This window comes from Pseudomonas sp. SYWMCR5 (assembly GCF_057197165.1).
The window spans coordinates 577,124-600,836 of sequence record NZ_JBXUNH010000001.1; the positions used below are offsets into that span (position 1 = coordinate 577,124).

At 60.7% G+C, this 23,713-nt stretch carries 26 protein-coding genes, 1 pseudogene and 1 riboswitch; of the genes and pseudogenes, 9 read left to right on the plus strand and 18 right to left on the minus strand.

What is annotated here, in order from left to right; all coding sequences use genetic code 11:
* Position 1 precedes the first annotated feature (1 nt).
* The 6 genes from AC2CGW_RS02605 to cobO are packed head-to-tail and all read right to left on the minus strand — an operon-like array spanning position 2 to position 5,896.
* Positions 2–1,456, minus strand: coding sequence for a cobyric acid synthase (locus AC2CGW_RS02605; RefSeq protein ID WP_484573479.1), 1,455 nt, complete (start codon positions 1,454–1,456; stop codon positions 2–4).
* Positions 1,453–2,445 carry a threonine-phosphate decarboxylase CobD gene (gene cobD / locus AC2CGW_RS02610; protein ID WP_484573480.1) on the minus strand — a complete coding sequence of 331 codons (993 nt, stop codon included), beginning with the start codon at positions 2,443–2,445 and terminating at the stop codon, positions 1,453–1,455. The genes AC2CGW_RS02605 and cobD overlap by 4 nt, the downstream gene beginning before the upstream one ends.
* Positions 2,438–3,346, minus strand: coding sequence for an adenosylcobinamide-phosphate synthase CbiB (gene cbiB, locus AC2CGW_RS02615; protein WP_186667140.1), 909 nt, complete (start codon positions 3,344–3,346; stop codon positions 2,438–2,440). The genes cobD and cbiB overlap by 8 nt, the downstream gene beginning before the upstream one ends.
* Complete coding sequence (gene bluB / locus AC2CGW_RS02620) at positions 3,343–3,993, minus strand: 5,6-dimethylbenzimidazole synthase (RefSeq protein ID WP_186718969.1); 651 nt, start codon at positions 3,991–3,993, stop codon at positions 3,343–3,345. The genes cbiB and bluB overlap by 4 nt, the downstream gene beginning before the upstream one ends.
* Positions 3,990–5,288, minus strand: a complete 1,299-nt coding sequence (locus AC2CGW_RS02625; RefSeq protein WP_186667142.1) for a cobyrinic acid a,c-diamide synthase CobB — start codon at positions 5,286–5,288, stop codon at positions 3,990–3,992. Before AC2CGW_RS02625 ends, bluB begins: the two co-directional genes overlap by 4 nt.
* Entirely contained in the window at positions 5,285–5,896 is a 612-nt protein-coding gene (gene cobO / locus AC2CGW_RS02630) for a cob(I)yrinic acid a,c-diamide adenosyltransferase (protein ID WP_065862217.1), read from the minus strand. The genes AC2CGW_RS02625 and cobO overlap by 4 nt, the downstream gene beginning before the upstream one ends.
* Before the next feature lie 144 nt (positions 5,897–6,040).
* A riboswitch (cobalamin riboswitch) is annotated at positions 6,041–6,260 on the minus strand.
* 136 nt (positions 6,261–6,396) lie between these two features.
* Between cobO and AC2CGW_RS02635 the strand changes: the two genes are divergently transcribed.
* Positions 6,397–6,975 (plus strand): hypothetical protein, encoded by a 579-nt coding sequence (locus AC2CGW_RS02635; RefSeq protein ID WP_288377421.1) that lies wholly within the window; start codon positions 6,397–6,399, stop codon positions 6,973–6,975.
* 35 nt (positions 6,976–7,010) lie between these two features.
* Here AC2CGW_RS02635 and AC2CGW_RS02640 read toward each other — a convergent pair whose 3' ends face one another.
* The 3 genes from AC2CGW_RS02640 to hda all read right to left on the minus strand — a co-directional run bounded on the left by AC2CGW_RS02640 (position 7,011) and on the right by hda (position 9,154).
* Positions 7,011–7,547, minus strand: coding sequence for a C40 family peptidase (locus AC2CGW_RS02640; protein ID WP_186718959.1), 537 nt, complete (start codon positions 7,545–7,547; stop codon positions 7,011–7,013).
* 135 nt (positions 7,548–7,682) lie between these two features.
* On the minus strand, positions 7,683–8,324 hold the full coding sequence (locus AC2CGW_RS02645; protein ID WP_054890952.1) for a C40 family peptidase: 642 nt from the start codon (positions 8,322–8,324) through the stop codon (positions 7,683–7,685).
* 125 nt (positions 8,325–8,449) lie between these two features.
* A complete protein-coding gene (gene hda / locus AC2CGW_RS02650; protein WP_054890953.1) occupies positions 8,450–9,154 on the minus strand; it encodes a DnaA regulatory inactivator Hda in 705 nt (234 codons plus the stop codon).
* A 322-nt stretch (positions 9,155–9,476) separates the two neighbouring features.
* Between hda and choX the strand changes: the two genes are divergently transcribed.
* The 5 genes from choX to AC2CGW_RS02675 all read left to right on the plus strand — a co-directional run bounded on the left by choX (position 9,477) and on the right by AC2CGW_RS02675 (position 15,204).
* Positions 9,477–10,412, plus strand: a complete 936-nt coding sequence (gene choX / locus AC2CGW_RS02655) for a choline ABC transporter substrate-binding protein (RefSeq protein WP_484573481.1) — start codon at positions 9,477–9,479, stop codon at positions 10,410–10,412.
* On the plus strand, positions 10,412–11,332 hold the full coding sequence (locus tag AC2CGW_RS02660) for an alpha/beta hydrolase (RefSeq protein ID WP_484573482.1): 921 nt from the start codon (positions 10,412–10,414) through the stop codon (positions 11,330–11,332). Before choX ends, AC2CGW_RS02660 begins: the two co-directional genes overlap by 1 nt.
* 124 nt (positions 11,333–11,456) lie before the next feature.
* On the plus strand, positions 11,457–12,749 hold the full coding sequence (tcuC, locus tag AC2CGW_RS02665; protein WP_186718954.1) for an MFS transporter: 1,293 nt from the start codon (positions 11,457–11,459) through the stop codon (positions 12,747–12,749).
* Between the two features lie 887 nt (positions 12,750–13,636).
* Positions 13,637–14,167, plus strand: coding sequence for a hypothetical protein (locus AC2CGW_RS02670; RefSeq protein WP_484573483.1), 531 nt, complete (start codon positions 13,637–13,639; stop codon positions 14,165–14,167).
* Positions 14,168–14,547: 380 nt separating this feature from the next.
* Positions 14,548–15,204 (plus strand): hypothetical protein, encoded by a 657-nt coding sequence (locus AC2CGW_RS02675; protein ID WP_484573484.1) that lies wholly within the window; start codon positions 14,548–14,550, stop codon positions 15,202–15,204.
* A 127-nt stretch (positions 15,205–15,331) separates the two neighbouring features.
* On the opposite strand, the gene AC2CGW_RS02680 is transcribed toward AC2CGW_RS02675, so the two are convergent.
* Positions 15,332–15,895 (minus strand): lysis system spanin subunit, encoded by a 564-nt coding sequence (locus tag AC2CGW_RS02680; protein ID WP_484573485.1) that lies wholly within the window; start codon positions 15,893–15,895, stop codon positions 15,332–15,334.
* Positions 15,892–16,008 (minus strand): annotated as a pseudogene (locus AC2CGW_RS02685) (glycoside hydrolase family 19 protein); the annotation flags it as partial. The pseudogene AC2CGW_RS02685 and the gene AC2CGW_RS02680, both read right to left, overlap by 4 nt.
* 288 nt (positions 16,009–16,296) lie before the next feature.
* Between AC2CGW_RS02685 and AC2CGW_RS02690 the strand changes: the two are divergent.
* From AC2CGW_RS02690 to AC2CGW_RS02700, 3 genes are all read left to right on the plus strand, one after another.
* Complete coding sequence (locus AC2CGW_RS02690; RefSeq protein ID WP_484573486.1) at positions 16,297–17,178, plus strand: hypothetical protein; 882 nt, start codon at positions 16,297–16,299, stop codon at positions 17,176–17,178.
* A 218-nt stretch (positions 17,179–17,396) separates the two neighbouring features.
* Positions 17,397–17,651, plus strand: a complete 255-nt coding sequence (locus AC2CGW_RS02695; protein ID WP_484573487.1) for a hypothetical protein — start codon at positions 17,397–17,399, stop codon at positions 17,649–17,651.
* Positions 17,648–18,880, plus strand: coding sequence for an Arm DNA-binding domain-containing protein (locus AC2CGW_RS02700; RefSeq protein ID WP_484573488.1), 1,233 nt, complete (start codon positions 17,648–17,650; stop codon positions 18,878–18,880). The genes AC2CGW_RS02695 and AC2CGW_RS02700 overlap by 4 nt, the downstream gene beginning before the upstream one ends.
* A gap of 25 nt (positions 18,881–18,905) precedes the next feature.
* Here AC2CGW_RS02700 and AC2CGW_RS02705 read toward each other — a convergent pair whose 3' ends face one another.
* The 7 genes from AC2CGW_RS02705 to AC2CGW_RS02735 all read right to left on the minus strand — a co-directional run bounded on the left by AC2CGW_RS02705 (position 18,906) and on the right by AC2CGW_RS02735 (position 23,588).
* Positions 18,906–19,457: a YfbU family protein gene (locus AC2CGW_RS02705; RefSeq protein WP_484573489.1), complete on the minus strand. Its 552-nt coding sequence runs from the start codon at positions 19,455–19,457 to the stop codon at positions 18,906–18,908.
* A gap of 427 nt (positions 19,458–19,884) precedes the next feature.
* Positions 19,885–20,154, minus strand: a complete 270-nt coding sequence (locus AC2CGW_RS02710) for a hypothetical protein (RefSeq protein WP_484573490.1) — start codon at positions 20,152–20,154, stop codon at positions 19,885–19,887.
* On the minus strand, positions 20,151–20,513 hold the full coding sequence (locus AC2CGW_RS02715) for a hypothetical protein (RefSeq protein ID WP_484573491.1): 363 nt from the start codon (positions 20,511–20,513) through the stop codon (positions 20,151–20,153). Before AC2CGW_RS02715 ends, AC2CGW_RS02710 begins: the two co-directional genes overlap by 4 nt.
* Complete coding sequence (locus tag AC2CGW_RS02720) at positions 20,510–21,157, minus strand: glycoside hydrolase family 19 protein (RefSeq protein ID WP_484573492.1); 648 nt, start codon at positions 21,155–21,157, stop codon at positions 20,510–20,512. The genes AC2CGW_RS02715 and AC2CGW_RS02720 overlap by 4 nt, the downstream gene beginning before the upstream one ends.
* 60 nt (positions 21,158–21,217) lie before the next feature.
* The gene (locus AC2CGW_RS02725; RefSeq protein WP_484573493.1) at positions 21,218–21,496 is read right to left on the minus strand and encodes a tail fiber assembly protein; all 279 of its coding nucleotides are present in this window, start codon (positions 21,494–21,496) and stop codon (positions 21,218–21,220) included.
* Positions 21,493–21,849, minus strand: coding sequence for a hypothetical protein (locus tag AC2CGW_RS02730; protein WP_416766587.1), 357 nt, complete (start codon positions 21,847–21,849; stop codon positions 21,493–21,495). Before AC2CGW_RS02730 ends, AC2CGW_RS02725 begins: the two co-directional genes overlap by 4 nt.
* Positions 21,850–22,877: 1,028 nt before the next feature.
* Positions 22,878–23,588 (minus strand): hypothetical protein, encoded by a 711-nt coding sequence (locus AC2CGW_RS02735; RefSeq protein ID WP_484573494.1) that lies wholly within the window; start codon positions 23,586–23,588, stop codon positions 22,878–22,880.
* Positions 23,589–23,713: the final 125 nt, after the last annotated feature.

Sequence of the window (23,713 nt, forward strand, 5' to 3'; positions counted from 1 at the left end):
CTCAGGCGACTCCACACAAGGCGCGCAACTGCGCAGTGTCCAGGTGCTGCTCGATGAGGTCGGCCAGACGCTCGATATCGCGCTCGCGCAATGCCTCGTAATCGACCACCTCGACGTCATCCAGCCCGGCCCAGCGCAGCAGCGCGGCGCACGACTGGCTAACCTCGAACAGGCCATGCAGATAAGTGGCGAGTATCTGCCCGTCGGCGCTGATCGCGCCATCGGCACGGCCGTCTGCGAGCATCACCGCGGGCTGCTCCAGCGCAGGCCCCTGGGTGACACCTGCGTGAATCTCGTAGCCCGACACCGATGCCTGCTCGAGGCTCAGCACGCCTGCGACATTGCGCAGCTGCTTTTCGGCTTCCAGCACCGTGGCGTAGTCGAACAGGCCCAGCCCAGCGCTCGAACCTGCTGGCCCCTCCAGCCCGAGCGGGTCGTGCACCTGGCGCCCGAGCATCTGCAGCCCGCCACAGATGCCGATGAGCTTGCCACCATAACGCAGGTGGCGGGCAATGGCGCTGTCCCAGCCGCGCTCGCGCAATTGCGCCAGGTCACCGCGCACGCTCTTGGAGCCGGGCAGGATGATCAGGTCGGCAGGCGGGATCGGCTGGCCGGGTCCGATGAACTGCAAGTCCACCTGCGGGTGCAGGCGCAGCGGGTCGAAGTCGGTGTGGTTGCTGATGCGCGGCAGCACCGGAACGATCACCTTGAGCACACGATCGCCCTTGAGCGACTGGCGCCGGTCAATGCCGTCCTCGGCCTCCAGGTGCAGGTCGGTGACGTAGGGCAATACGCCCAGCACCGGTTTGCCGGTACGCTGCTCGAGCCAGTCCAGGCCCGGTTGCAGCAAGGCGATGTCACCGCGAAAACGGTTGATGACAAACCCCTTCACCCGCGCCTGCTCGCTGGGCGACAGCAGTTCGAGGGTGCCGACCAGGTGGGCGAAAACGCCGCCACGGTTGATATCGGCCACCAGGATCACCGGGCAGTCCACTGCCTCGGCAAACCCCATGTTGGCGATATCGCCGGCGCGCAGGTTGATCTCGGCGGGCGAGCCTGCACCTTCGACCATCACCACCGGGTAGGCGGCGCTCAGGCGCTGGTGCGAGGCCAGCACCGCCTGCATGGCGATGGCCTTGTAGTCGTGGTAGGCGACGGCGTTCATGCTGGTTACCGCGCGGCCATGGACGATGACCTGGGCGCCAGTGTCGCTGTTGGGCTTGAGCAGCACCGGGTTCATGTCGGTGTGCGGCGCCAGCCGGCAGGCCTGGGCCTGCACCGCCTGGGCGCGGCCAATCTCGCCACCGTCGGCGGTCACCGCGCTGTTGAGCGCCATGTTCTGCGGCTTGAACGGCACCACGCCGACACCCTGGCGCAACAGCCAGCGGCACAGGGCGGTAACCAGCGTGCTCTTGCCGGCATCGGAGGTGGTGCCTTGCACCATGAGGGTGGTCATGCCGATTCCTTCTGGAAGTCCTGCAGCGCCTGGCGCAGGCGCTGTTCATCCGCCGCACAGGCGGGCAAGCCAAAGCGCAGGGCGGCAGGCGTTTCGAACAGGCGCACGAGAATGCCGCGACGGGCGAGAAAGTCATGCAACTGCGCGGCGCGCGGATCACGCAGGTACTGGAACAGGTTACAGGCGCCAGTGGCGGGCAAGCCGGACTCGGCCAACAGTGCTGCCAGGCGTGCGCTGGCTTCGGCGCAGCGCAGGATCTGCGTCTGCTGCGAGGCATGGTCGGCGAAGCACGACTGGCCGATGATTCGAGTCGGGCCGCTGACCGTCCATGGCCCCAGCATCTCGGCCAGGCGCTGCAACAGTGGCGCCTCGGCCATGACGAAGCCCAGACGCACACCGGCCAGACCAAAGAACTTGCCGAACGAACGCAGCACGATCAATCCAGCACGTCCGCTCTGGTCGATGAGGCTGTGTGCCGGGGTGTTGTCCATGAACGCCTCGTCCACCACCAGCCAGCCGCCGCGCCGGGCCAGGTGAGCGTGCCAGGCGAGCAGACGCTCGCGCGGTACACAGCGCCCGGTCGGATTGTTCGGGTTGACCAGCAACAGCACATCGAGACTGTCCAGGGCCTCTTCGACCTGGTCGTCATCGAGCGCGACAAGCTCATGCCCGGCGCGCTGCCAGGCGTGCGGATGCTCGGCATAGCACGGCGACAACACGCCAACACGCCCGCGCGCGCGCAAATGCGGCAAGGCCTGGATCGCCGCCTGGGAACCGGCCACCGCGAGCAGCTCATCGACACCGTAATAGGCGCGCGCGGCCTGCTCCAGGCCATCCTCGACCTCGGGCAGGCGCGCCCAGGCATCCAGCGGAATCGGTGGGATGGCGAAGGACCAGGGAGCGATACCGCTGGACAGGTCGAGCCAGTCTTCGCGTGCGATACCGTACTGGCGCATCGCGCGCAGCAGGCGACCACCATGTTCAAGCATAGAGCCAGGCCCCCGTGCAGATCACCAGCAGCCACAGCCATACGCCGCGCTGCACCAGGCTCCAGCCGCGCTCGATGGCATCGGCATCGGCCACCGGCCCCTCACCCAGACGGGCGCGTTCGTGCAGCTCGCCGTGGTACACCGCCGGGCCTCCCAGCTCCACGCCCAGGGCGCCGGCCCCTGCGGCCATCACCGGGCCCGCGTTGGGGCTGTCCCACAGTGGCGCCTGGCTGCGCCAGCACCTCAAGGCCAGGCGGGTCTTGCCCAGCAACGCGTAGGTCAGTGCCACCAGCCTGGCCGGCAGGAAGTTGAGCACATCGTCGATGCGCGCCGCAGCCCAGCCAAAGCGCTCGAAGCGCTCATTGCGATAGCCCCACATGGCATCCAGGGTATTGCTCAGGCGATACAGCACCACGCCCGGCGCACCGGCCACGACGAACCAGAACAGCGCGGCGAACACCGCATCGCTGCCATTCTCCAGCACCGACTCGGTGGCGGCGCGGGCCACGGCAGCCTCGTCGAGCTCGCGGGTCTCGCGGCTGACCAGATAGCCTACCCGTCGCCGTGCTTCATCCAGATCCCCTTGGCGCAGGGCCTGGGCCACGGGCAATACATGCTCGCCCAGGCTGCGCATGCCCAGCGCGCAATACAGCGCCAGGGCGTCCACCAGCCAACCGATGTAGGGCAGCCACGACAGGATCAGCGCCAGCAGGGTCAAGGGCACCACGGCCAGGAACCAGGCACTGACGCCGTGGCTGCGCCAGCCACGGCCACCGGCATTCAAGCGCTGCTCCAGACGCCCGGCGAAGTTGCCGAAAGCCACCAGAGGATGACGCCGCTGCGGCTCCCCCAACAGCGCATCCAGCGCCACACCGGCCACGGTCAGCAAGGCGATGCTCATGGCCGCTCTCCCCATTGGTTCTCGTAGAGCATCTCGCTCAGCGGCCGCTCACGCGCCCAGTCTTCCAGCACCAGCATGGGCGCTTCGTAAAATTTCGCCACCGGCCCCAGGCACAACACCGCCACCGGCTTGGCCCCAGTCGGCATGCCCAGCAGCTCGCCCAGCGCCTGCGGGTCGAACAACGACACCCAGCCCATCCCCAGCCCCTCGGCGCGTGCGGCCAGCCAGAGGTTCTGGATCGCGCAGGCCATCGACGCCAGGTCCATTTCCGGCAGGGTGCGGCGGCCGAAGATGTGCGGCTCGCGCTTGTCCATCAAGGCGGCAACCAGCACCTCGGCGCACTCGCCGATGCCTTCGACCTTGAGCTTCATGAATGCATCGGAGCGCTCACCGAGGGCCTCGGCGGTGCGAATCCGCTCTTCCTCCACCAGCGCCTGGATGCGCAAGCGCAGATCGCGCTGGCTGATCCGAATGAAGCGCCAGGGCTGCATCAACCCGACGCTGGGCGCCTGGTGCGCGGCGGCCAGCAGCCGGGCAAGCAGCGCAGGCGCCACGTCGCCGCCGATGAAGTGGCGCATGTCGCGACGCTCGCCGATCGCGCGGTAGACCGCAGCGCGCTCGGCCTCGCTGAAAGCGTGTTCGTTCATGGTCGCAACAGCGCCACCGCCGCTTCGGGGTTGGAAGGGAAATAGAAGTGCACGTAGGACGCCGTCAAGCGCCCCAGACGATAGACCGCCTCGTTGCCACGTCCGCCATTGGGGCTCAGGCCACGGGCGATGGGCACAAGCTCGGTGGTGGTCAGGGAGTGGTGATAGGTATGGCCACGCAGGGTGCCTTCAGGCAACTCGACAGCCTGCAGCGCCAAGGCGGCGAGGCGCTTCTGCATCACGGCTTCGCCGGGCAACAGTCCCAGCAGCTCGGCGCGCTCGCCCGCAACGTCGGTCAAGGCATCGAGCAGATAGAGCATGCCGCCGCATTCGGCCAACAAGGGTTTGCCTTCGGCATGATGGCCGCGGATCGCCTCGCGCATCGGCGCGTTGGCCGCCAGGGCGTGGTGATGCAGTTCGGGGTAGCCGCCAGGCAAATACAGGCTGTCGACCACAGGCAGGTGGCGATCATGCAACGGGGAGAAAAACACCAGCTCCGCGCCGTGATCGCGCAGCAGGTCGAGATTGGCGCCATAGAGGAAGGCGAAGGCCTCGTCGCGGGCCACACCGATGCGCACACCGGCCAGGCTTGCGGCCGAGTGCACGGTTTGTGGCTCGACAAAGGCCACCGGTGGCGGCAAGGCAGCATCGCAGCTGGCGCCCAAGGCCTCGGCGGCGGCGTCCAGGCGTGCATCCAGATCGTTCAGCTCACTGGCCTGGACCAGCCCGAGGTGACGGCTGGGCAATTCGATGCCGCGCTCGCGAGACAACCCGCCATACCAGCGCAAGCCTTCGGTCAGGCTGCCTTCGAGCAGTTGCGCATGACGCAGGCTGCCGACCCGGTTGGCCAGCACGCCAGCGAATGGCAGGTCGGGCTGGTAGCGCGCCAGCCCCAGGGCCAGGGCCCCGAAGGTCTGGGCCATGGCAGTGCCATCGATCACCGCCAGCACCGGCACGCCGAAATGCCGCGCCAGGTCAGCGCTCGACGGCGTGCCGTCGAACAGCCCCATGACACCCTCGATGAGGATCAGGTCGGCTTCGGCGGCGGCGTCCCACAACAGGCGGCGGCTCTCCTGCTCGCCGATCATCCACATGTCCAACTGATACACCGGGGCGCCACTGGCGCGCTCCAGGATCATCGGGTCGAGAAAATCCGGCCCGCACTTGAACACCCGCACCTTGCGCCCGAGGTTGCGGTGCAGGCGCGCCAGGGCGGCAGTGACGGTGGTCTTGCCCTGGCCGGAGGCCGGTGCGGCGATCAACACCGCTGGGCAATGACGGGTGGCTCGACTCACAGTTCAACGCCCTTCTGTGCGCGGATACCGGCCTGGAAGGCGTGCTTGAGCATGCCCATCTCGGTCACGGTGTCGGCCAGCTCGATCATCTCCGGCTTGGCGGCGCGGCCCGTGACGATGACGTGCTGCATCGGTGGACGGGCCTGGATGTCCGAGAGCACCTGGTCGAGGTCGAGGTAGCCGTGCTTGAGGGCGATATTCAGCTCGTCGAGCACCACGAACTGCACCGACGGGTCCTGCAGCAACTGGCGGGAGACCGCCCAGGCCGCTTCTGCAGCCGCGATGTCGCGCTGGCGGTCCTGGGTTTCCCAGGTGAAGCCCTCGCCCATCACGTGGTAGCGCACTTCATTGGGGAAGCGGCGGAAGAACAGCTCTTCGCCAGTGCTGTTGCGACCCTTGATGAACTGCACCACCCCGCACTGCATGCCATGCCCCAGCGCGCGGGCGAGCATGCCGAAGGCCGAGCTGCTCTTGCCCTTGCCATTGCCCGTGAGCACCAGCAGCAGGCCACATTCGTTGGGGGAGTTGGCGATACGTTCGTCGATGATCGCTTTTTTGCGCTGCATGCGCGCCAAGTGGCGTTCGTCGCGTTCGGTGGATTCGCTCATCAGGGGTTCTCCGCAAGCTGTCGACGCACCGGTCGGGCACTCGCGGGCGGGCACCAGGCAACGACAGAAAACAAGGCAGGCAGGCGAAGGGAGCGCGCAAAAGCCGTGGCGACACCACGGGGCAGCGCGCATCACCCTCCGTGATGCCGTTGGCAGTGACAGGCCGGTCTCCGGGCTCGTGAGCCGGGCCTTGGCCCGAAACCGCGCGCCTTCCCGGGTGTGGACACCCAGTGGCCTTGCGCGGCCTTGACTCACCTACCGTTGCGGGGGCAGCGCCGGATTCGCGCCCTGCTGGCGCCCACCGGCTTCCCAGTTTCACCCTGCCGGAGCTGATCCGCAGAGCACCTGAAACACGCCGCGAAGGTTAGAGGGTTGCACCGGGAGCGTCAATTAAACGCGGACGATGAACGGTTGATCTGGATGCTTGTCTCACTATTGAAGCAGTGATATCACACAGCCATCACCGGCTGTACGCGACCATAATAAAAGGAGAGCGCGGCATGCAAGGCTTGATCATCAACAACCCGCACCTGGAGTTCCTGCGCCCGGCCCTGGAGCGCTGGATCGACTGCATCGACCGTTTCAACCAGATCCACGGCGACGGCGACGCGCCCTACTGGCATGGTGCCCAGGCCAATGCCGGTATTCTCGCCGCGGCGGCCTGGCAGGCCGAGCTGGTGGCGCTGCAGCACTATCAGAGCAAGAAGCAGCGTGACGAAGGTGAGCGAGAAGGGCGCTGCGATCTGTCGATTGCCGGTGCCGAACACTCCATTCATCTGCACACTGAACAGCGCTGGCCGAAGATCGCCCGCCTGGATCTGGCGGGGGCCCTGCAGGAGGCGGCGACGTTGGCGCGGCTGGCAGCCTATCCCAGCCAGCTCAAGGCCGGGGCGCTGTTCGTCAGCCCGTGGAAGGCGGGGCAGAATGCAAGCCCCGAGGAACTGCAGGATCTGGTCGATGACCTGAACAAGCACACGGCCTGTGCGATTGCCTGGTACTTCCCGTATGCGTACCGCAAGCTGCATAACGAGTCGGGGCAATACCATCCGGGGGTGGCGCTGCTGCTCAAGCAGGCTTGAATGTACGTCGGGGCTGCTGTGCAGCCCCGACGATCTCAGGGATTCTGCGCCAGATGCCCCGGCGTCAACACCCGCTTGGCCTGCAGGTAGGCCTTGGACCAGTAGCTGTTCGACAGGTAGTCCAGCCGCACCGTACCGCCGGTGGACGGCGCATGCACGAAGCGCCCCTCACCCACGTAGATCCCGGCATGGCTTACCTGCGAACCACCGCCGGTGGCGAAGAACACTAGGTCACCGGACTGCAGCGCGTTGATGCTCACGGTCGGCGCACGCATGACGATCATCTCGCGGGTCGAGCGTGGCAGGCTGATGTTCGCCGCATCGCGGTACACATAACCGATCAGGCCACTGCAATCGAAGCCCGAGTCCGGCGTGTTGCCGCCCCAGCGATACGGGGTGCCGACCAGACCGATGGCACGGATCAGCACGTCGTCAGCCACGGGCGACGAGGAAGGCTGGTCAATGAAGGTAACCTGCGGCTTGGCCACGGGTGCCGGGGCCGGAGCACGGCTGGAACAGGCGGCAAGCAGTGCCACCAGGGAGAGGAATGCGAAGCGCGTCATCATCGCCATGGGTCAGAACCTGTCTGAGACCAATCGGCCGCAGCCGAAAAAAGAGTTAAGGATTTAGATTAGACGCTATTCGTAAATGCGCACGGCGGCTAGCTTTTCAGCTACGCCGCCGTGCGAGGATACAGCATTTTGATATCAGTTGCGCGACAGGGTAGTGGTCGGCGCCATGGCCAGGGCACGCTTGGCTTCGATGAAGGTCTTGCTCCAGTAGCGGTCACCGAGGTTATCGATGCGCACACCACCGCTGCGGCGGCTGCTGGAGTGGATGAACTGGTTGTCGCCCAGGTAGATGCCGGCATGGCTGACACGGCCACGGCCATTGGTGCTGAAGAACAGCAGGTCACCTGGCTTGAGCTTGTTGCGTGCGACCTTGGGTGCGTCGACGTTGATCATCTCGCGGGTCGAGCGCGGCAGGTTCATGCCGGCCTCTTCGCGGAACAGGTAGCCGATGAAGCCGCTGCAATCGAAGCCGGACTGCTCGGAAGTACCGCCGAAACGATAACGGGTGCCGATCAGCGACATGCCGCGCTCCAGGATGCTGTCTGCAAGGACGGGCAGCTGGTAGGGCTTGCTGTTGCTGGAGAAGGCTTGGAGGTCTTCATCGGTGGCGAGGTCTTCTTCATCGAATACCGACGAATGCGACGCCTTGGCCTTGACCGCGGTTTGCGCGGTGACCGATGGGTGATCCTGGGGCTGGGAAATCGGGCCTTGGGCCGCGCAGCCAAAAAGCAGGGTCACGAGTGCGAGTGGCACGAGGGGTGCGAAGCGCTTGAGCATGGGCACGACCGTGTCTGTAATCCTTTAGAAGGGGGAAACTATGCCTTCTATCGGACCTATTTGCAAATTTTATCGAAAAAAATGTGACTTTTGCGTTTTGCCGCTCTGGCCCGGTGTTTTCAGGGTTACCAGCCGAGGGTTTCCTTGAGGAAGGGAATGGTCAATTTGCGCTGGGCCTGCAGCGAGGCCTGGTCGAGGCGCTCGAGCAGATCGAACAGTGCGCTCATGCTGCGCGTGCCACGGGTGAGAATGAAGTGCCCGACCTCATCGGTCAGGTGCAGGCCACGGCGCGAGGCCCGCAGTTGCAAGGCGCGCAGCTTGTCTTCGTCGGACAGGCCACGCATCTGGAAAATCAGTGCCAGCGTAAGCCGTGACTTGAGGTCGGCAAGCTTGATCGGCAGCTCCCGCGGCGAACTCGATGCCGCCAGCAGCAAGCGCCGGCCGCTGTCTCGCAGGCGATTGAACAGATGGAACATCGCCTCTTCCCAGTCGGCCTTGCCGGCAATCACGTGCAGGTCGTCGATGCACACCAGCTCGTACTGCTCCAGATGATCGAGCAGCTCCACGCCACGGTCGAGCAATTGCGCCAACGGCAGGTAGACAGCGGGTTCGCCCAGTTGCTGGAAACGGTGGGTGGCGGCCTGCAGCAGGTGAGTACGCCCCGCGCCCTGCTTACCCCATAGATAGATGAGGCTCTCGGTCCAGCCGGCGTCGGCTTCGCACAGCCGCTCGACATAGCCCAGCGCCGCGGCGTTGGCACCCGGATAGTAGTTGATGAAGGTGGCGTCATCGCGCAGGCGCACACCCAGGGGCAACTGGATCGGTTTCATGCTGGCGGGCGGTCGCGAGGACCAAAGGGGGCCTTTGGTGAAGAGTTTGCAAAGTCTATACCCGCAACGCGGGCGGCACAATCAGGGAGGGGAATAGCGCAAGCAAAATCAACGGGTTGCGTGATTTTTGAACAACCAGAACAGCGTCCCGGCCAAGCGCCTCATCCGGTAGCGTGCCAAACTCGAAGTCGCCTGGGTGCAAAAGCAGGTCGCCTGGGTGCGATTTTTCCGCTCGGCCGACTCATAACCTGAGCGGCAGCCACCGCCGCGCGGGGCGTCATGACATAACAACGATAATCACCGTCTCGTGAGGGGAAAAGTCATGCAGCGATCGATCAAGGCGGCCACCTGCGCCACACTCCTGAGTATCAGCGCAGCCAGCTGGGCCGCAGAGCCCGCCGCTTGCCAGAATGTGCGCATGGGCTCGGTGAACTGGACCGATGTCGTCGCCAGCAGCGCCGTCGCCGAAGCCCTGCTCGACAGTCTGGGCTACAAGGTCAAGCAGACCAGCGCCTCGCAGCAGATCGTCCTGGCCGGCATGGCGGAAAAACGCCTCGATGTGTTCCTCGGTTACTGGCAGCCGACCATGCAATCGGTGGCCAAGCCCTTCCTGGACAAACAGCAGATCGACGTGATCAGCCCCGCCACCCTCGCCGATGCTCAGTCCACCTATGCCGTGCCTGCCTACGCCTACGACGCAGGCCTGAAGACCTTCGCCGACATCGCCAGGTTTCGCGACAAGCTCAAGAACCAGCTGTACCTGATCGAGCCAGGCAGCGGCATGAACCGCATCACCGCGCAGATGATCGCCGAAGACAAATTCGGCCTGAAGGGCTTCAAGGGCATAGAGTCCAGTGAGGCTGGCATGCTGACAGCGGTCAAGCGTGCCGTGCAGAAGGGCGAGTGGGTGGTGTTCGCCGGCTGGAAGCCGCACCCGATGAACCTGCAGATCGACATGCGCTACCTCTCCGGCAGCGATGACGCCTTCGGCCCCAACGAAGGCTCGGCCACCGTCTCGATCATGACCGCTGCCGGTTACCAGCAACAATGCGGCAACGTCGCCAAGCTGCTGCACAACCTGCGTTTCACCAGTGAAGGTGTGAGTCAGGTCATGGAGCCGATCCTCAACCGCAAAGCGCCGCTCGATGCCGCGCGAGACTGGCTCAAGGCACACCCCGAGCAGGTCTCGGCCTGGCTCGAAGGCGTCACCACGTTCGACGGCAAGCCCGCCGATGCGGCATTGGTCGCGCAACAGTAATGCAGCGCTACGCACTCTCGGCCGGCATGCAGGCCTTCATCGAGCGGACCCGCGCCTTCGGCGTGGCCGATCCTGCACTGTCGGCCCAGCGCGCGGCCTATTCACGCATGGCAGCAGCCTTCACCCCGCCCTGCCCGAAAGGCGTGCAGGTGCGCGACCTGAGCTTGCCCGGACTGGCGCCGCTGCGCGTGTTCCAGCCTGCACAATCGGCACCGGCCGATGGGTGGCCAGCGCTGCTATTCATGCACGGCGGCGGCTGGATGCTGGGCGGGCTCGATTCACACGCATTCTTCTGCGCCGAACTGACAGCTCGCCTGGAGGTGCTGGTGGTGGCGGTGGATTACCGACTCTCGCCGGAAACCCCCTTCCCCGCCGCCCTGCACGACAGCCTCGCCGCCTGGCGCGCCCTGCGCGATGGCGTGCTGGATATACCGATCGACCTCACGCGCCTGGTCGCCATCGGCGACAGCGCCGGGGGTAACCTCGCCGCCGCCTTGTGCCTGGCACTGCGCGAGGCCGGTGAGCCGCAGCCGCGCATGCAGGCACTGATCTATCCAGCACTGGGCGACGAGGACAGCGTGTCGCGACGCGAATGTGCCGATGCGCCGCTGCTGTCTGTCGCGGACATGCAGGCCTGCCTGAATGCCTACCTGCCCTCCACTACCCGCAGCCCGCTGGCGCTACCGCTGCTCGCCGACAATTTCAAAGGGCTGGCGCCCGCTTTCATTGCCGTCGCCGAGTTCGATCCATTGCGCGATGACGGCCTGCTTTATGCGCAACGGCTGGAGGATCACGGCGTGACCGTGGATTACTTCCCCGGCCACGGGCTGGTTCATGGCTGCCTGCGGGCCAGGGAGCTGCCGGAGGTGGAGCAGTTGTACCAGGCACTGTTTGCGGCGCTCGAGAACAGCCTCGATTGATCGTCCCCTGACGGCACCACGGGCGCCAACCTAATGAAAGTTTCATGTTTTGACTCATGCTCTTTCTGCAAGAATCTTTAGTTACAACCTCTTACAAAGATTCGCTGAATAGCTGGAGCCTGTGATGAATCCCTCCCTCCCTGCCAAAGCTTCGTCCAAAGCCGGAAGAGTCTTCCGGGTGACCTCCGGCAACTTCCTCGAACAATTCGACTTCTTCCTGTTTGGCTTCTACGCCACCCAGATCGCTGCCGCGTTCTTCCCTGCCAGTAACGAATTCGCCTCCTTGATGATGACCTTCGCCGTGTTCGGCGCAGGCTTCCTGATGCGCCCGCTGGGCGCAATCATCCTTGGCGCTTACATCGATGACGTAGGCAGGCGCCAGGGCCTCATCGTGACCTTGGCGATCATGGCCAGCGGCACCTTGCTGATCGTGTTCGTGCCCGGCTATGCCAGTATCGGTCTATGGGCGCCCGCCCTGGTGTTGCTAGGCAGGCTGCTGCAAGGGTTCTCGGCCGGCGCCGAGCTCGGCGGCGTCTCTGTTTACCTGGCGGAGATGGCCACGCCCGGGCGCAAAGGCTTCTACGCCAGTTGGCAATCGGCCAGCCAGCAGGTGTCCATCATGGTTGCCGCAGCCCTGGGTTATGGCTTGAATCAGTGGTTGTCCGCCGAGGAGCTCTCCCAGTGGGGATGGCGGATTCCCTTCGCCGTGGGCTGCCTGATCGTCCCGTGCATCTTCCTGCTGCGCCGTAACCTGCAGGAGACCGAAGAATTCGCCAAACGCGAACATCGCCCGACCATGAGCCAAGTGTTCAAGACGCTGTGCGCCAACGCATCGGTGGTGATCCTGGGCATGCTGATGGTGGCCATGACCACCACCGCTTTCTACATGATTACCGTGTACGCCCCGACCTTTGGCAAAACCGTGCTGCAGCTCGATACCAGTGACGCATTGATGGTGACCTTGCTGGTCGCCGTGTCCAACTTCCTGTGGCTGCCGATCGGCGGCACGTTGAGCGATCGCCTGGGACGCAAACCGCTGCTGGCGGCGATGTCCCTGCTGACCGTGCTCACGGCATATCCCGCGCTGTCGTACCTGGCCCAGAGCCCCAGCTTCGCTCACATGCTGGAGGTGCTGCTGTGGTTCTCGTGCCTCTACGGCGTGTACAACGGCGCACTGATCCCGGCCCTGACCGAAATCATGCCCACCGAAGTGCGTGTTGCCGGATTCTCCCTGGCTTATAGCCTCGCCACTGCGGTATTCGGCGGCTTCACCCCGGCGGTGTCCACCTGGGCGATCCATGCCACGTCAGACAAGGCCGCCCCGGCTTACTGGCTGATGTTTGCAGCGCTGTGTGCGTTCACTGCAACGCTTGTGCTGTATCGCCGCCGGCCTGCACGCAGCACGGCTGTTGCCTGAGGGTGTGACGGATCCTTACGAGTGCTGTGCAGAGCGCTGGAAAGTAAATTCGCATAACTAAAAAGCGCGCCCGAGCTTCTCGGGCGCGCTTTCGGCTTAGTCCTGGTTCATTCTACCTGTAGGAGCGGGCTGGTCCCGCGATGGGGGCGCCGCCATCGGCAAAGATCCATAGCGATCTACTAGGCTCTGTATGAAAAACCTTGATACTCGGTGATGCTGCGTTGAAAACAGCCTGGTGCGCCAGCCCGGTCGGAATGCTCATTTACAACTCGTAAAGTCGAGCGCGACCCCGGCCGTTCCTCGGCTGTTTTCGCCTTGCCTGACCTTCGTCTCAAGGCTTTTCATACAGACCCTAGCATCCTGGTCAAAGCCATCCTGACCAGGCCTCTGATCGCGGCAGCTCCTGACCCCAAAACCATCGTCGGTCTGCAATGCTCAAGGCAACACCCAGATCCTGAGCAACCTGTTTCAAAAGGAATTCGAGTTTCAGTGATCGAAGCGGCCTGTCAAAGCCGGTCGTTGAATTGGCAACGACCCGGCAGACTAGAGGCCGAAGCGCTGATATCTGCCGCAAACTCTTGAGAGCCTCGAGCCTACCTATCGTCGAATTTTGCCCATTAAAAAGCCCCGCTGATTTTCATCAGCGGGGCTTTTCATGTATGGCGGAGAGATAGGGATTTGAACCCGCCCGGGTTGCCCGACAGGCCGCTTCAGGCCCGAAATCATTGCTATCGAGCCATGGTGATGTGACTCATTACGGCCTAATGCGGCCCCAACTCTGCCCTAAATTTGCCCTAAAAAACGGGCCATCTTAGCGCTTCCATCATGGCAATTTGCCAAGCAACAGCTAGCATCGGGGTTACCACCTCAACCCTCGGAGCTTCACAATGCAAATGGCCGACCCACACGACGGCATGCTTTCCTTTCAGCAGGGCTTGAGTATCGGCATCCTAGAAATCGACCCCGTACCTGGGTATCCCAACCTCTACAGCCACTTCGATGTGCCAACACCTGGGACTGCCCGCTTCACGTATGTCCGGCTCTCGGATGATCGCAAGACTGTTGAGGCATTCTTGACCTGCGTCATGAATGGAAAGATCGGCGATGCGCCTTGTGTTGCGGTGGGCTATGCCATACCCGAAACCAACCGCAACAAGGGCTACGCTAAATCGCTGCTTCGAGACGTTGTCCTCGACCAAGCTGCGCAGGCCAGACGGGCAGGATATTCGTATATCTACATTGAGGCAGTGACGGATATGACCAACCTGGCTTCACAGAAGGTCGCCCAGGCGATACTGAAGGCTACACCCGAAGAGATTGTGGACTCCGCCTCTTCTCGGCCAGCCTTGAGGTATACCGCGAAGGTAGATACGGGTAAGGGAACAATAATTGGACATACTCCGATTATGAGGGAGTAGCAACATGAAAAAGCGCATGGTTGCTCCATGAGCAACCCCCAATAGGCCGAGCTGGCGGTCTTACTACATCTGCCCTATAGGGCACAACCAAGGCGTAATGGTGGATTGAGCCTGTATAGCACACCACCTCGGAAAACAAGGCGGTTAAGACATCCAACTCTAACTCGACCCAATTGTTTACAATCCTTCCAGTCGCTTAGCGACGTGAAAATCATGACGTCCTCTGGCCATACTTGCCCGGACAGATTGACTGGCAGGACGAAGCGTGATTGCATCAGGACAACCCCCGCAGAGACCGGGCCAATGCCTAAATCGTTCTTCAACTACATTACATAAAATACCGCACCTACTGGAATCCGAGATTGGCGAGGAGCTTAAAAATGAGCACAACCCAGGAAAAAGAAGTTGAAGAAATCCTTAATCGCATTGATGAAACCTTACTTACTGCAAAACATGGATATGATGATTTCACCTCCATAGTCGGCCCTAAGAGATACACAGGCCTAAGGAACTTTCTAGTATTTGCAAGAAGTGTAACATTTGTCATTCAAAACTTAAAAGGCAAAGTCGAAAACTTTGACCCCTGGTACACTGAAGTACAAAAAGCCTTACAAGAAAATCCAACACTCAAATATTTTGTCGAACTGAGAAACGAGATACTAAAACAAGGAAAACTTGAAACAAATAAAGTTTCAGCACTTTTTGATAGCCGCGAACTTCACAATCTACCTCGCCCACCTGGTGCTACAGCATTCATAATAGGCGATCAATACGGGGGCAACGGGTGGAAAATTGATTTTCCTGACGGCTCCTCAGAAATGTATTACATTGAACTTCCAACATCAGTAGGTTATACCCAACATGAGTTCGGCAACGTCCCAGATAAATATGCAAAAATACTTGAAAACAAATCAATAGAAAAATTATGCATGGAATACTTAGACCTCTTAAGCCACATCGTAAAAGATTGTCGAAATAAATTCTCGAAAAGCAAGCCCGCGGGCAAAGAAAGGCCATACCTGAGACTTGTTAAATAAAAACGCCAGCAACAGTCAATATATTAAACCCTACACAGCGCGCCGCCCAGATCTAAGCTTTCGATTTACACCCGAGCAAAAACTTAATAACTTATAATCAGGCGATCGCGCTTAATGAATTTAGCACCTAGTTGTCTACGATTTCACGGATATAGGTTTGGCAGGACCTCAGAGCGACGATTGCCCGGTCGCCTTCGTCCGTGATGGCGACAATTCGTTGAGCATGCGCTGCGTCAAGTTGGGCGCGTACGGCTCCATGTACCACGCCTCCGGTGCTGGGGGTCTTTCGCACCCCACTGTCACAACCCTGGGCGGCAAGGGCATCGGCCTCGACAAGGACTGACAACCGCAGATCAGCGGTAGCAAGCCTATCGCGCAGACGAGCCTGAGCTTGTTGAGCATCGTTCATTTCCCTCCAATGCGTTTTAGTCTGATCCTGCAGGCGCGCCTCCAGGGCACGACGCGCATCCTGCTGCACTGCCAATTGGTTAAGCGCAGCTGCAGCAGCTTCCTCACGCTCACGGCCATACAGGCGGTCCTTCTCCGCCAACTGCTCGCCGAAGTCGTCTGCCTGCTCGGCGAGCTGTGCGCCGTAGGCATTCGCCTGCCACACCCAGGCCGCCCGAGCACCTACGGCAGACACGAGCACCAGGGTCGCTAATGCGATCAGTCGACCGCCCCACGCGCTCACCGCAGCACCTCAACGGCTCGCTTATAGATGGCCAAGCGATCATCCAAGCCATTGGTGCCGCCGTTGATCCGCTTCGTGATGGCCAGCAGGTCGCCCTTGTCTGCCAGGCTATGCCCCAGCCACCAAAGGCACGTTACCGGCTGTTATCAATGCCGACGCCGCCACCGCTCTAGTGCTGAGCCCGGCAGCCCGCCGCGCTCATGAGAGGTACTCACTGTGAATCCCGCTACCAGCTATCAACCTGAGACCAGAACGCGTAGGGGCATGCAGCCCCTACTTCGCCCAGCGATGTCGGCGATCTGCGACGTGTGCGGCAAATCGCGTACTCGCCCAGGCGGCCACGACAAGTGCTCGAAGATCCGCCAAGCGGCGGGGTTCATCATTTCTCGGAGTACCAAGGCATGACCATCGACCTCATCGAACTGAAGGCGCTCGCCACCGCAGCCAAGCACAACCAGTACGACGCCGTAGCACTCAATGACTACGGCATGGCAATGGAGCCGGCGGTAACGCTGGAACTGATCGCGGAAATCGAGCGCCGCCGCCAGGTAGAAGCCGAGGGCTGCAAGCCCGACAGCAGCATCCTGCTCTTCGGCCTCCCCGGCGCCGGGGCAGCGCCTTGCCGCAGCCTCGACAAGGCGGAGGGCGAGCAGCCCGACCTCAACACTCCAGAAGCCGAACAGGATCAGGCCACGCCGGTGGCCTGGGTCATCTTTGACAATGGCTTCATCGACGACCACACAACTGACAAAGACCTGGCAGCCGGCTGGCATGAACAAGGGTTTGCGGTTTCTGCACTCTACGATCATGCAGACTCCGGCGAGGTCGAGCGGCTGCGCGCCCAACTGGCCGACCTCAAGCGACGGCACGATGGCCTACACCGTGACATGGCCACCATCGCCGGTAGAGAGGTTCCGAAAGGGTGCACGGTAGCGGATTACGCTGCGGCGGCGATCGCGGACGCCCTATCCGCCAGCGCAAAACCGAGCACGTCGACCTCCGAACTCACCGACGTGCTGCCGAGCGTGGCTGTCGAAGGCGACCAACTGGTTATCCGCATCACAACCGAGTGCCTCTTGCACGCAATCACTTGCGCACCGGAATGGCCGATCGACTACAAGGGCAATCCGATCAGCATCCAGAGCGGTACGTTACTGATTCAGGAAATCATCCACGAACTGCAGCGTGAGGACGAGCAAGGCACCAACCAAATGCATCGCTTGTTTGACCAAGCCGCGCTGGACGCTATCAACAATGGTAGCGAGGCAGTGAGTTATGACTGAGCGCATCCGGCCACCCATGGCCTCACACAGCCTCGACCTTCCTGCCATCTGCGATGTGTGCGGCAAAGGCAGGTCGACGCGGCGACACAAGCGGTGCAGTCGAATCCGACAACAGCGCGAGAGCGGCAAATGGGAAGCGTACATGGCCAATGTGGCCGCGAAAAATCGTCAGCAGGCACAGCGCCTGCGACCACTTCGGTAATTCGGAGAGTCTTCATATGGCAAAGCCACAAGTTAAACCTATCAACGAAGCAAGCAACTCGACCTCCGATGCGGTGCAACTTCTAATAACTCCAGCAGTATGGATCCGCAAAGAGTTGTTGTTCCCAATTTTTGGTCTGAGCACTGAGGCGGTACGCAAGTACCGTGATAGAGGCATCTGGCTGGAAGAGAAACAATGGCGTACTGACCCCGCCAACGTTATTGTCTACAACCGTGTTGAAATCGAAAACTGGATGGCCGGCCGTCCATGAGTGCGAAACTCCCAGCAGGTATCGGCGCCTTACCGACGGGCATCGATATCAATGGCAACCTTCTGCGGATCGCCTTCATGTATGAAGGCGAGCGCCGCCGGGAGCCCCTACGAAACGTCGCCAAGATCAACAAGGCCGCCATCGCATATGCAGACAACAAGCGCAGAACGATACTTGCGGAGATCAAGGAAAACCGCTTCGACTATGCGGCACACTTTCCAGATTCGGCTTGGCTCAAAGCTCGACAAGAACTTCCCAATGAGCCAGCCAAAAGGACTGTAGACGAAGGAATAACTCAGTGGCTTGAAGTTGCCAAGGTCAAAAAGGCCCACAGTACGTTCATCAACTATAAGAGCAAGTCCGAGCACGTTAGAAAAAAATTCACAGGCAGAACAATAGCAAGCATCCCAAAGAGCGAGCTTGAATTGTTCCAAGCCGAACTACTCACCAATGGCCTCAAACCGAAAACCGTAAACGACGTTTTCACAATCATAAGAGGGGTGTGGGGGGATGCGTTCAGCGATGAGATCATCAAGCTCAACCCCCTAGAGCGCATCGAGAACATCCAGTCTGACAGCGACAGCGAATTCGCCGACCCATTCACTCGGAGCGAGATCGAGCGGATAGCCGCCGCCGACCCTGAGCGAATGACAGACAGCCGGATGATCGTCTTCAACTGTTGGGCCGGGCTGTCTCTGTCCGAGTTGATCGCGGCCGGGGTAGAGGACGTCGACCTGGTGGCCGGCACCCTGACAATACGGCGCGCCCTGGTCGCTGGGGAGTTCAAGGTACCGAAGGAGCGCTCGCGCATTCGTACGGTGGAGCTAATCGCGCCGGCCTTGGAGCTGCTGAGCATGATCGTGACGGAAGCCAAGGATGCCGAGCCCACGCACATCACCGTTGTGCAGCGGGACAACATCACGAAGAAGCATGATCGGGTCCGCTTCCTGTTTCGCAGCTCCACCAGCGGCTTGCTGTGGAACGGCAAGACAGTCAGCAACTGGTTCACCGCGCACCTTGAGAAAGCAGGCATTCGCCATCGAGGCGCCAACCAAGCACGTCACACGTTTGCAAGCCAAGCGCTGTCGAGTTACGTACCGATTGAATGGGTCGCCCGCCAACTCGGCCACAGCGACACGACTATGGTCCGCAAGCACTACGGCCGCTGGATCTCGAAGGATACCAAGAGCATGGCGGACATCGTGTCCAAGATGATGGGGTTCGAATGAAACAGGCCCGCGAGGGCCTGTTTGATCATCTGTTCGAGGGATGTACCCAAGCCTGCAGAACCTCGATTATTTGCTCAGGGCTCATCAAATGCCCAACCAAGGTAGTTCGGATTGGTTCAAAGACCTCGATCATACGAGAGTAGGCCTGGACCGAAGGCACGTGCGAGTTCTTAGCTGCCACCTCCCTCATCGACTGAAAACGCTCCAGATCATCAACAAGGAAACGGGCGGCGGTCCTGTATTCACCCTCATTGTTACCATCGAAACCTGGGAAAACGACCTGGCCAGCAGCATTGCTAACTGCAGCCTCAACAACCTGCCTTCCCTCAGGCCCGATCTCTTCGAAGGAGTCACGCAGGAAACTGTACATGTCGAGGGTATCAGCCACGAGCTTGACATGAGCTGGAGTATCATCACCCGGGTCGCGAATGTCATACGCCCAGTCCAACACCCAGTAGTCATCAGAAGCGATCGCCTTCGAGATCAGTTCAGCATCGTAACTGTCGTCAATCTCAAGGCGCTTATGAATATCGCAAAGCATTTGCAAAATCAGTTTTTCGGTAGCCGTAGGGCGCATGACGTTCCTCCTGGAATCGATTGAGGCTGGAGATTTCCCTAGAAACATCGATGATTACAAAACGCCATGAAAACAGGAAGGCAGAAATCAATTCCAAAACCTACAGAACAGCGGCCGAATTCGGCCTATTGCGGTCTGGAGTGATTGAAATCTGCCCTAAAAATGCCCTAAGCGCTAAGCCAGAAACGACAAAGCCCCCGAAAACATCAACGTTTTCGGGGGCTTTGGCTACTTCGCGTATGGCGGAGAGATAGGGATTTGAACCCTAGGTACTGTTGCCAGTACAACGGATTTCGAATCCGTTTTTAGCCTCATATTTTTTTGGGCGACTTTCACAAATCCCAATAAAATCAGCCACTTCAACACAAGGTAACGCAACAGGATTCCACACCATTGGGGGGATCAATTCCCCCAAAATTCCCCCAGGCTACTGGCAGGCAGAGGTCGCCGCCTCCAACTGCTTCTCGTACCCGATCCGCTGCCGGCGCTCAGCCAACAGCGCCCGCACCTTCACCTCCAGGCTGTCGGTCTTGCGCAGGCCGGCAGCTGCCCACGGCGGCACAGCCACCTCCGGCGCGCGACACGGCACCTGCACCGGCACCTCGACGCGCACGTAACGGATCTCCGGCGCAGGCCTCGTCGTACAGCCAGCCAGCAGCAGGCCGGCCAGCAGCACCTGCAGCACCTGCACGTTCATAGGCCAAGCTCCTTGTCGATGATAGAGGAAGCAGCGGCACACTGATCGCCACCTGTGCGCTCCTGCTGCAGGCGGTTCGCCGCCACGTAGTCGTCCTGGGCGCTGGCCTTGGCCTCAATCAGCGCTTGCTCTGCCAGGGCCTGGCGCTCGTTCGCGGCCAGGGTCAGGTCGCCGAGTGCCTTGCCCTGCTCCTGCGCCAGGCCGGCCAAGTTTTCGCGCGCGGCGGCGCACTGGGCGACCTGGTCCTGCTCAGCGTCGAGCAGCGGCCGGAAGTGATTGGTGGTGGCCCAGGTACCGACGGCCATACCGAGCAGGATCAGCAGGCCTGCGCCGGCGAGGCGAAGCAGCCAGGTGCTCATGACAGCACCTTGACCGCGAGGTCATATAGCGCTTTCCGCTCAGCAGCGCCGTGCGGCACCCGGCCAGGCTGGCCGGTGTTGATGATGCTGCCGATATCCTGAATTCGGCCCGCGTCGGCAAGTTCGTTCAGGCCGCGCTGTGACCACCACCAGGCGGCGGAAGCGGCTGCGTGTTCGGGCTGCTCGAGCAGTTCAGGTTGTTCAAGCAGTGGCAGGCCCAAGCCCTGGCCGGCGGCGCGGTAGTTGTCGCGACCGGTCAGCTGGATCAGGCCTCGCCCGCGGTACCGCCAGCCGTCGCCGGACGACTCAGGACCGTTGCCCATCCGGCCGCCGTATACGGCATTGCCCAGGCGCTCAGGCTTACCGCCCAGCTCGTCCGCCCGCGGCACCAGGGATCGCCAACGGCTTCCGGCTGACGACCCTTGGCCGATCTGCCGAATACGGTCCGCGCGATAGTTGAGGTTCTCCACCAGGCGGCGAAGTTGTCCAGACTCGTGCCCGACCTGGGCAAGGAAGGCAGCGATGCGCAGGCGGCTATCGATCTTCCAGCGCAACATCGCCCGGTTCAGTGCGGGTACAAAAATGCCCGCAACTGGGCGGGCATTGGGGAGGATCTGCAGCAACTGCTGCTCAGTGATCGGCATTCGGGTTTCTCCAGGCAAAAAAATACCGCCATGCGGCGGTTGTCTGTCGGATGTGTAGATTTATGCCGGCGGCGCGGGCCAGTCGATGGTCTTCGGGTAGCCTGGCTGATCAGGCAGACGATTGAGCGCGATGCGGTACCGCTTCCACTCCTTGAGCAACGCCGCTTCCGCTTCGGTTGCATCTTCGAGGTCGACTGCATCCTGCAGCGGAGCAATGGTGGCATCAGCAATGGATCGCAGGCGAGATGTTTCGCCCCCGACCCAGGAAAGCCGATCTGCTGCTTCCTTATCTGCCTTCATTTCGGCGGTTATCATCTTGCTCCAGTCGATGTTGCTCATCGTGTGACTCCCACCTCTACAGGATATTCTTCAGTTTGGCTTGAATCTGCCGGAGTGCCGTACAGCGGCAAATCTACTTGACCGTTATGGTTAGTGACCCGGATCGGCTGCGGGAATTTGGTAGCTTCGGGTGCGTTAGGGCCATAAGGAAGACGCAGGGCTACAGTCAAGACACCTTCGACCTTCTCTACCGGACCGCAGAACCAATCTGAATCGATCGCTTCGCATGGCAAGGTTGCGCCATCGGCAAGAGGTGATAGATCGAAGACCTCACCGTTTACAATCAATGCGTCACCGTCCCTGGACAGAAACAGAGTCTCATCCATTCGCGTCGGATATAGTGTGATGATCATTAGCGCCAGCGTCCTATGGTTATGTAACGAACGACAAATGCCTGTGCCACTCCGCCGTTACGGACGATAATGCTGAATTGAGATGCACCGGAGGGGTAGCAGTTCGTAACGCCGTAGTGGTCGTTACTCCCGTTAGGGCCAGCGATAGCGTACGGAGTGAAAGCACCATTTGCATAGGCTGCGGGAAGATTTACGGCAAATGTGTTGGATACGCTATTTGCTGGAAACGATGGCGTTTGAATAACAACGCCCTCTGACGTGCAGATCATTGTCCCGTCCGCAAATTTGACGTATCGCCCGCTGGCATTGCTTCCGGCCTCCATGATTGCCCCGGTCGGGACGCCTCCAGAACTCGAAACGGCCCCAAGGATATTAGCAAATGCAGCAGTCCCAAGGTCCGTAAGGAAAACTTCCCGCCCCCATACGCTCCATGTCGAGTTTCCGAAGTTAAAGGCCCGCCCCGCACGACGGCCAGAAAACATATCCACAGCGTTTTGGACAACGTAGCCGCCAACGGTCACGACGTGGATCAATATGAAAGTCATGCTCGGCGGTCTGTTGGCAGCTGAACCGCTGGCCGCGTTCCACCAACCTTCGGTCATTGCCTGATTGCAGTCATCGTTAGGGACTGGTCGACCGATTGGGGCAGAAACCCCAATAGTGTCCAAGAACTGGAAGTTGTTGTTGACCCTCGTGAACGCGGTGCGCGGATCATCACCGTCCAGGGCCGCGGGAGGAGTTCCGAGCCTGATTAAATCTAGCGACATACTTTCTCCTGCCACTTAATCGGTTGAAGGGAAGCGTCTACCTTCCCGAGTAGTTGCAAAGTTCGCCGTGGGCTGTCCGCGTGCACACAGTTCCTGTTGGTCCGTTCCACTTCCGCTCCTTCGCCATCAACTCGGCGTATTCTTCTGCGGTGTAGGGGGTGCAGGCGCACACAAGGGTAGCGATAAGAGCAGCAATGATGAGCTTCATAAAAGTCCTTTAGAAGATTAAATCCATTTGGGACGCTGATTATACACCAACCGCTAAATACCTAGCCCGGTAGCATCGAAAATCATAAAGCACCCCACCGCACCGGACGTAACCGGTGAGCCAAACGAGCACACGCCGGTATTGCCGCTAGGGCGTTCACAGTAGTGCTGAAAATTGATCGTTGATCCGTTGATTGAGCACCCAAGCGGCATCACATCAATGTAACCGCCGCCGGGCCCGCCCGAGACACGACGCACAGCAGGGATAACAGGCGCCACAGCATATTTTCGCCCCGCCGCCAGATTTCGCACTGCGCTACCACTCACCGGAACTTGGACAAAATCCTTCATGACGGCATAGCTGGCATCGCTATCGAAGGTTACCCGACCATTGGCATCCCATAGCACAACCAGCCCTGTGCCAGCCAATGGTGAGGATATTCCGTCCTGGAAGGCGAACCACTCGAAACTTTCTCCTGCCGTGTACTGCGCGGTTGCAATAACCCACTGCACAGTATCGACATTTACATAGGTTCGGAAAAGGTCAAAGAATGCGCCCGGAGTTAGCGGCCTGACTGCAAGAATGGGCATCGACTCCCTTGCAACAGAAATAGGCAGGGTAATTGCAAAACCGGCGCCAACTATCTCACCATTGCCTACGCTCCTCGAAGAGGAAACAACACCACTTGCAATAAGCCTGTGTGGATAGTTCCCATCACCAAGAAGGATAAAACCGTCATCATTTATGATTTCAATAGATGCCATATTTTATCCTCGGATTGTCTCCAGTGCGTATCCTGAAATTGGAAAACACCAGATAGTTTCCTGAGCGACTGATTAACGGGTTGGAAATGTAAGCTGGCGTCATAGATCCTTCGAGGAAAAACCAG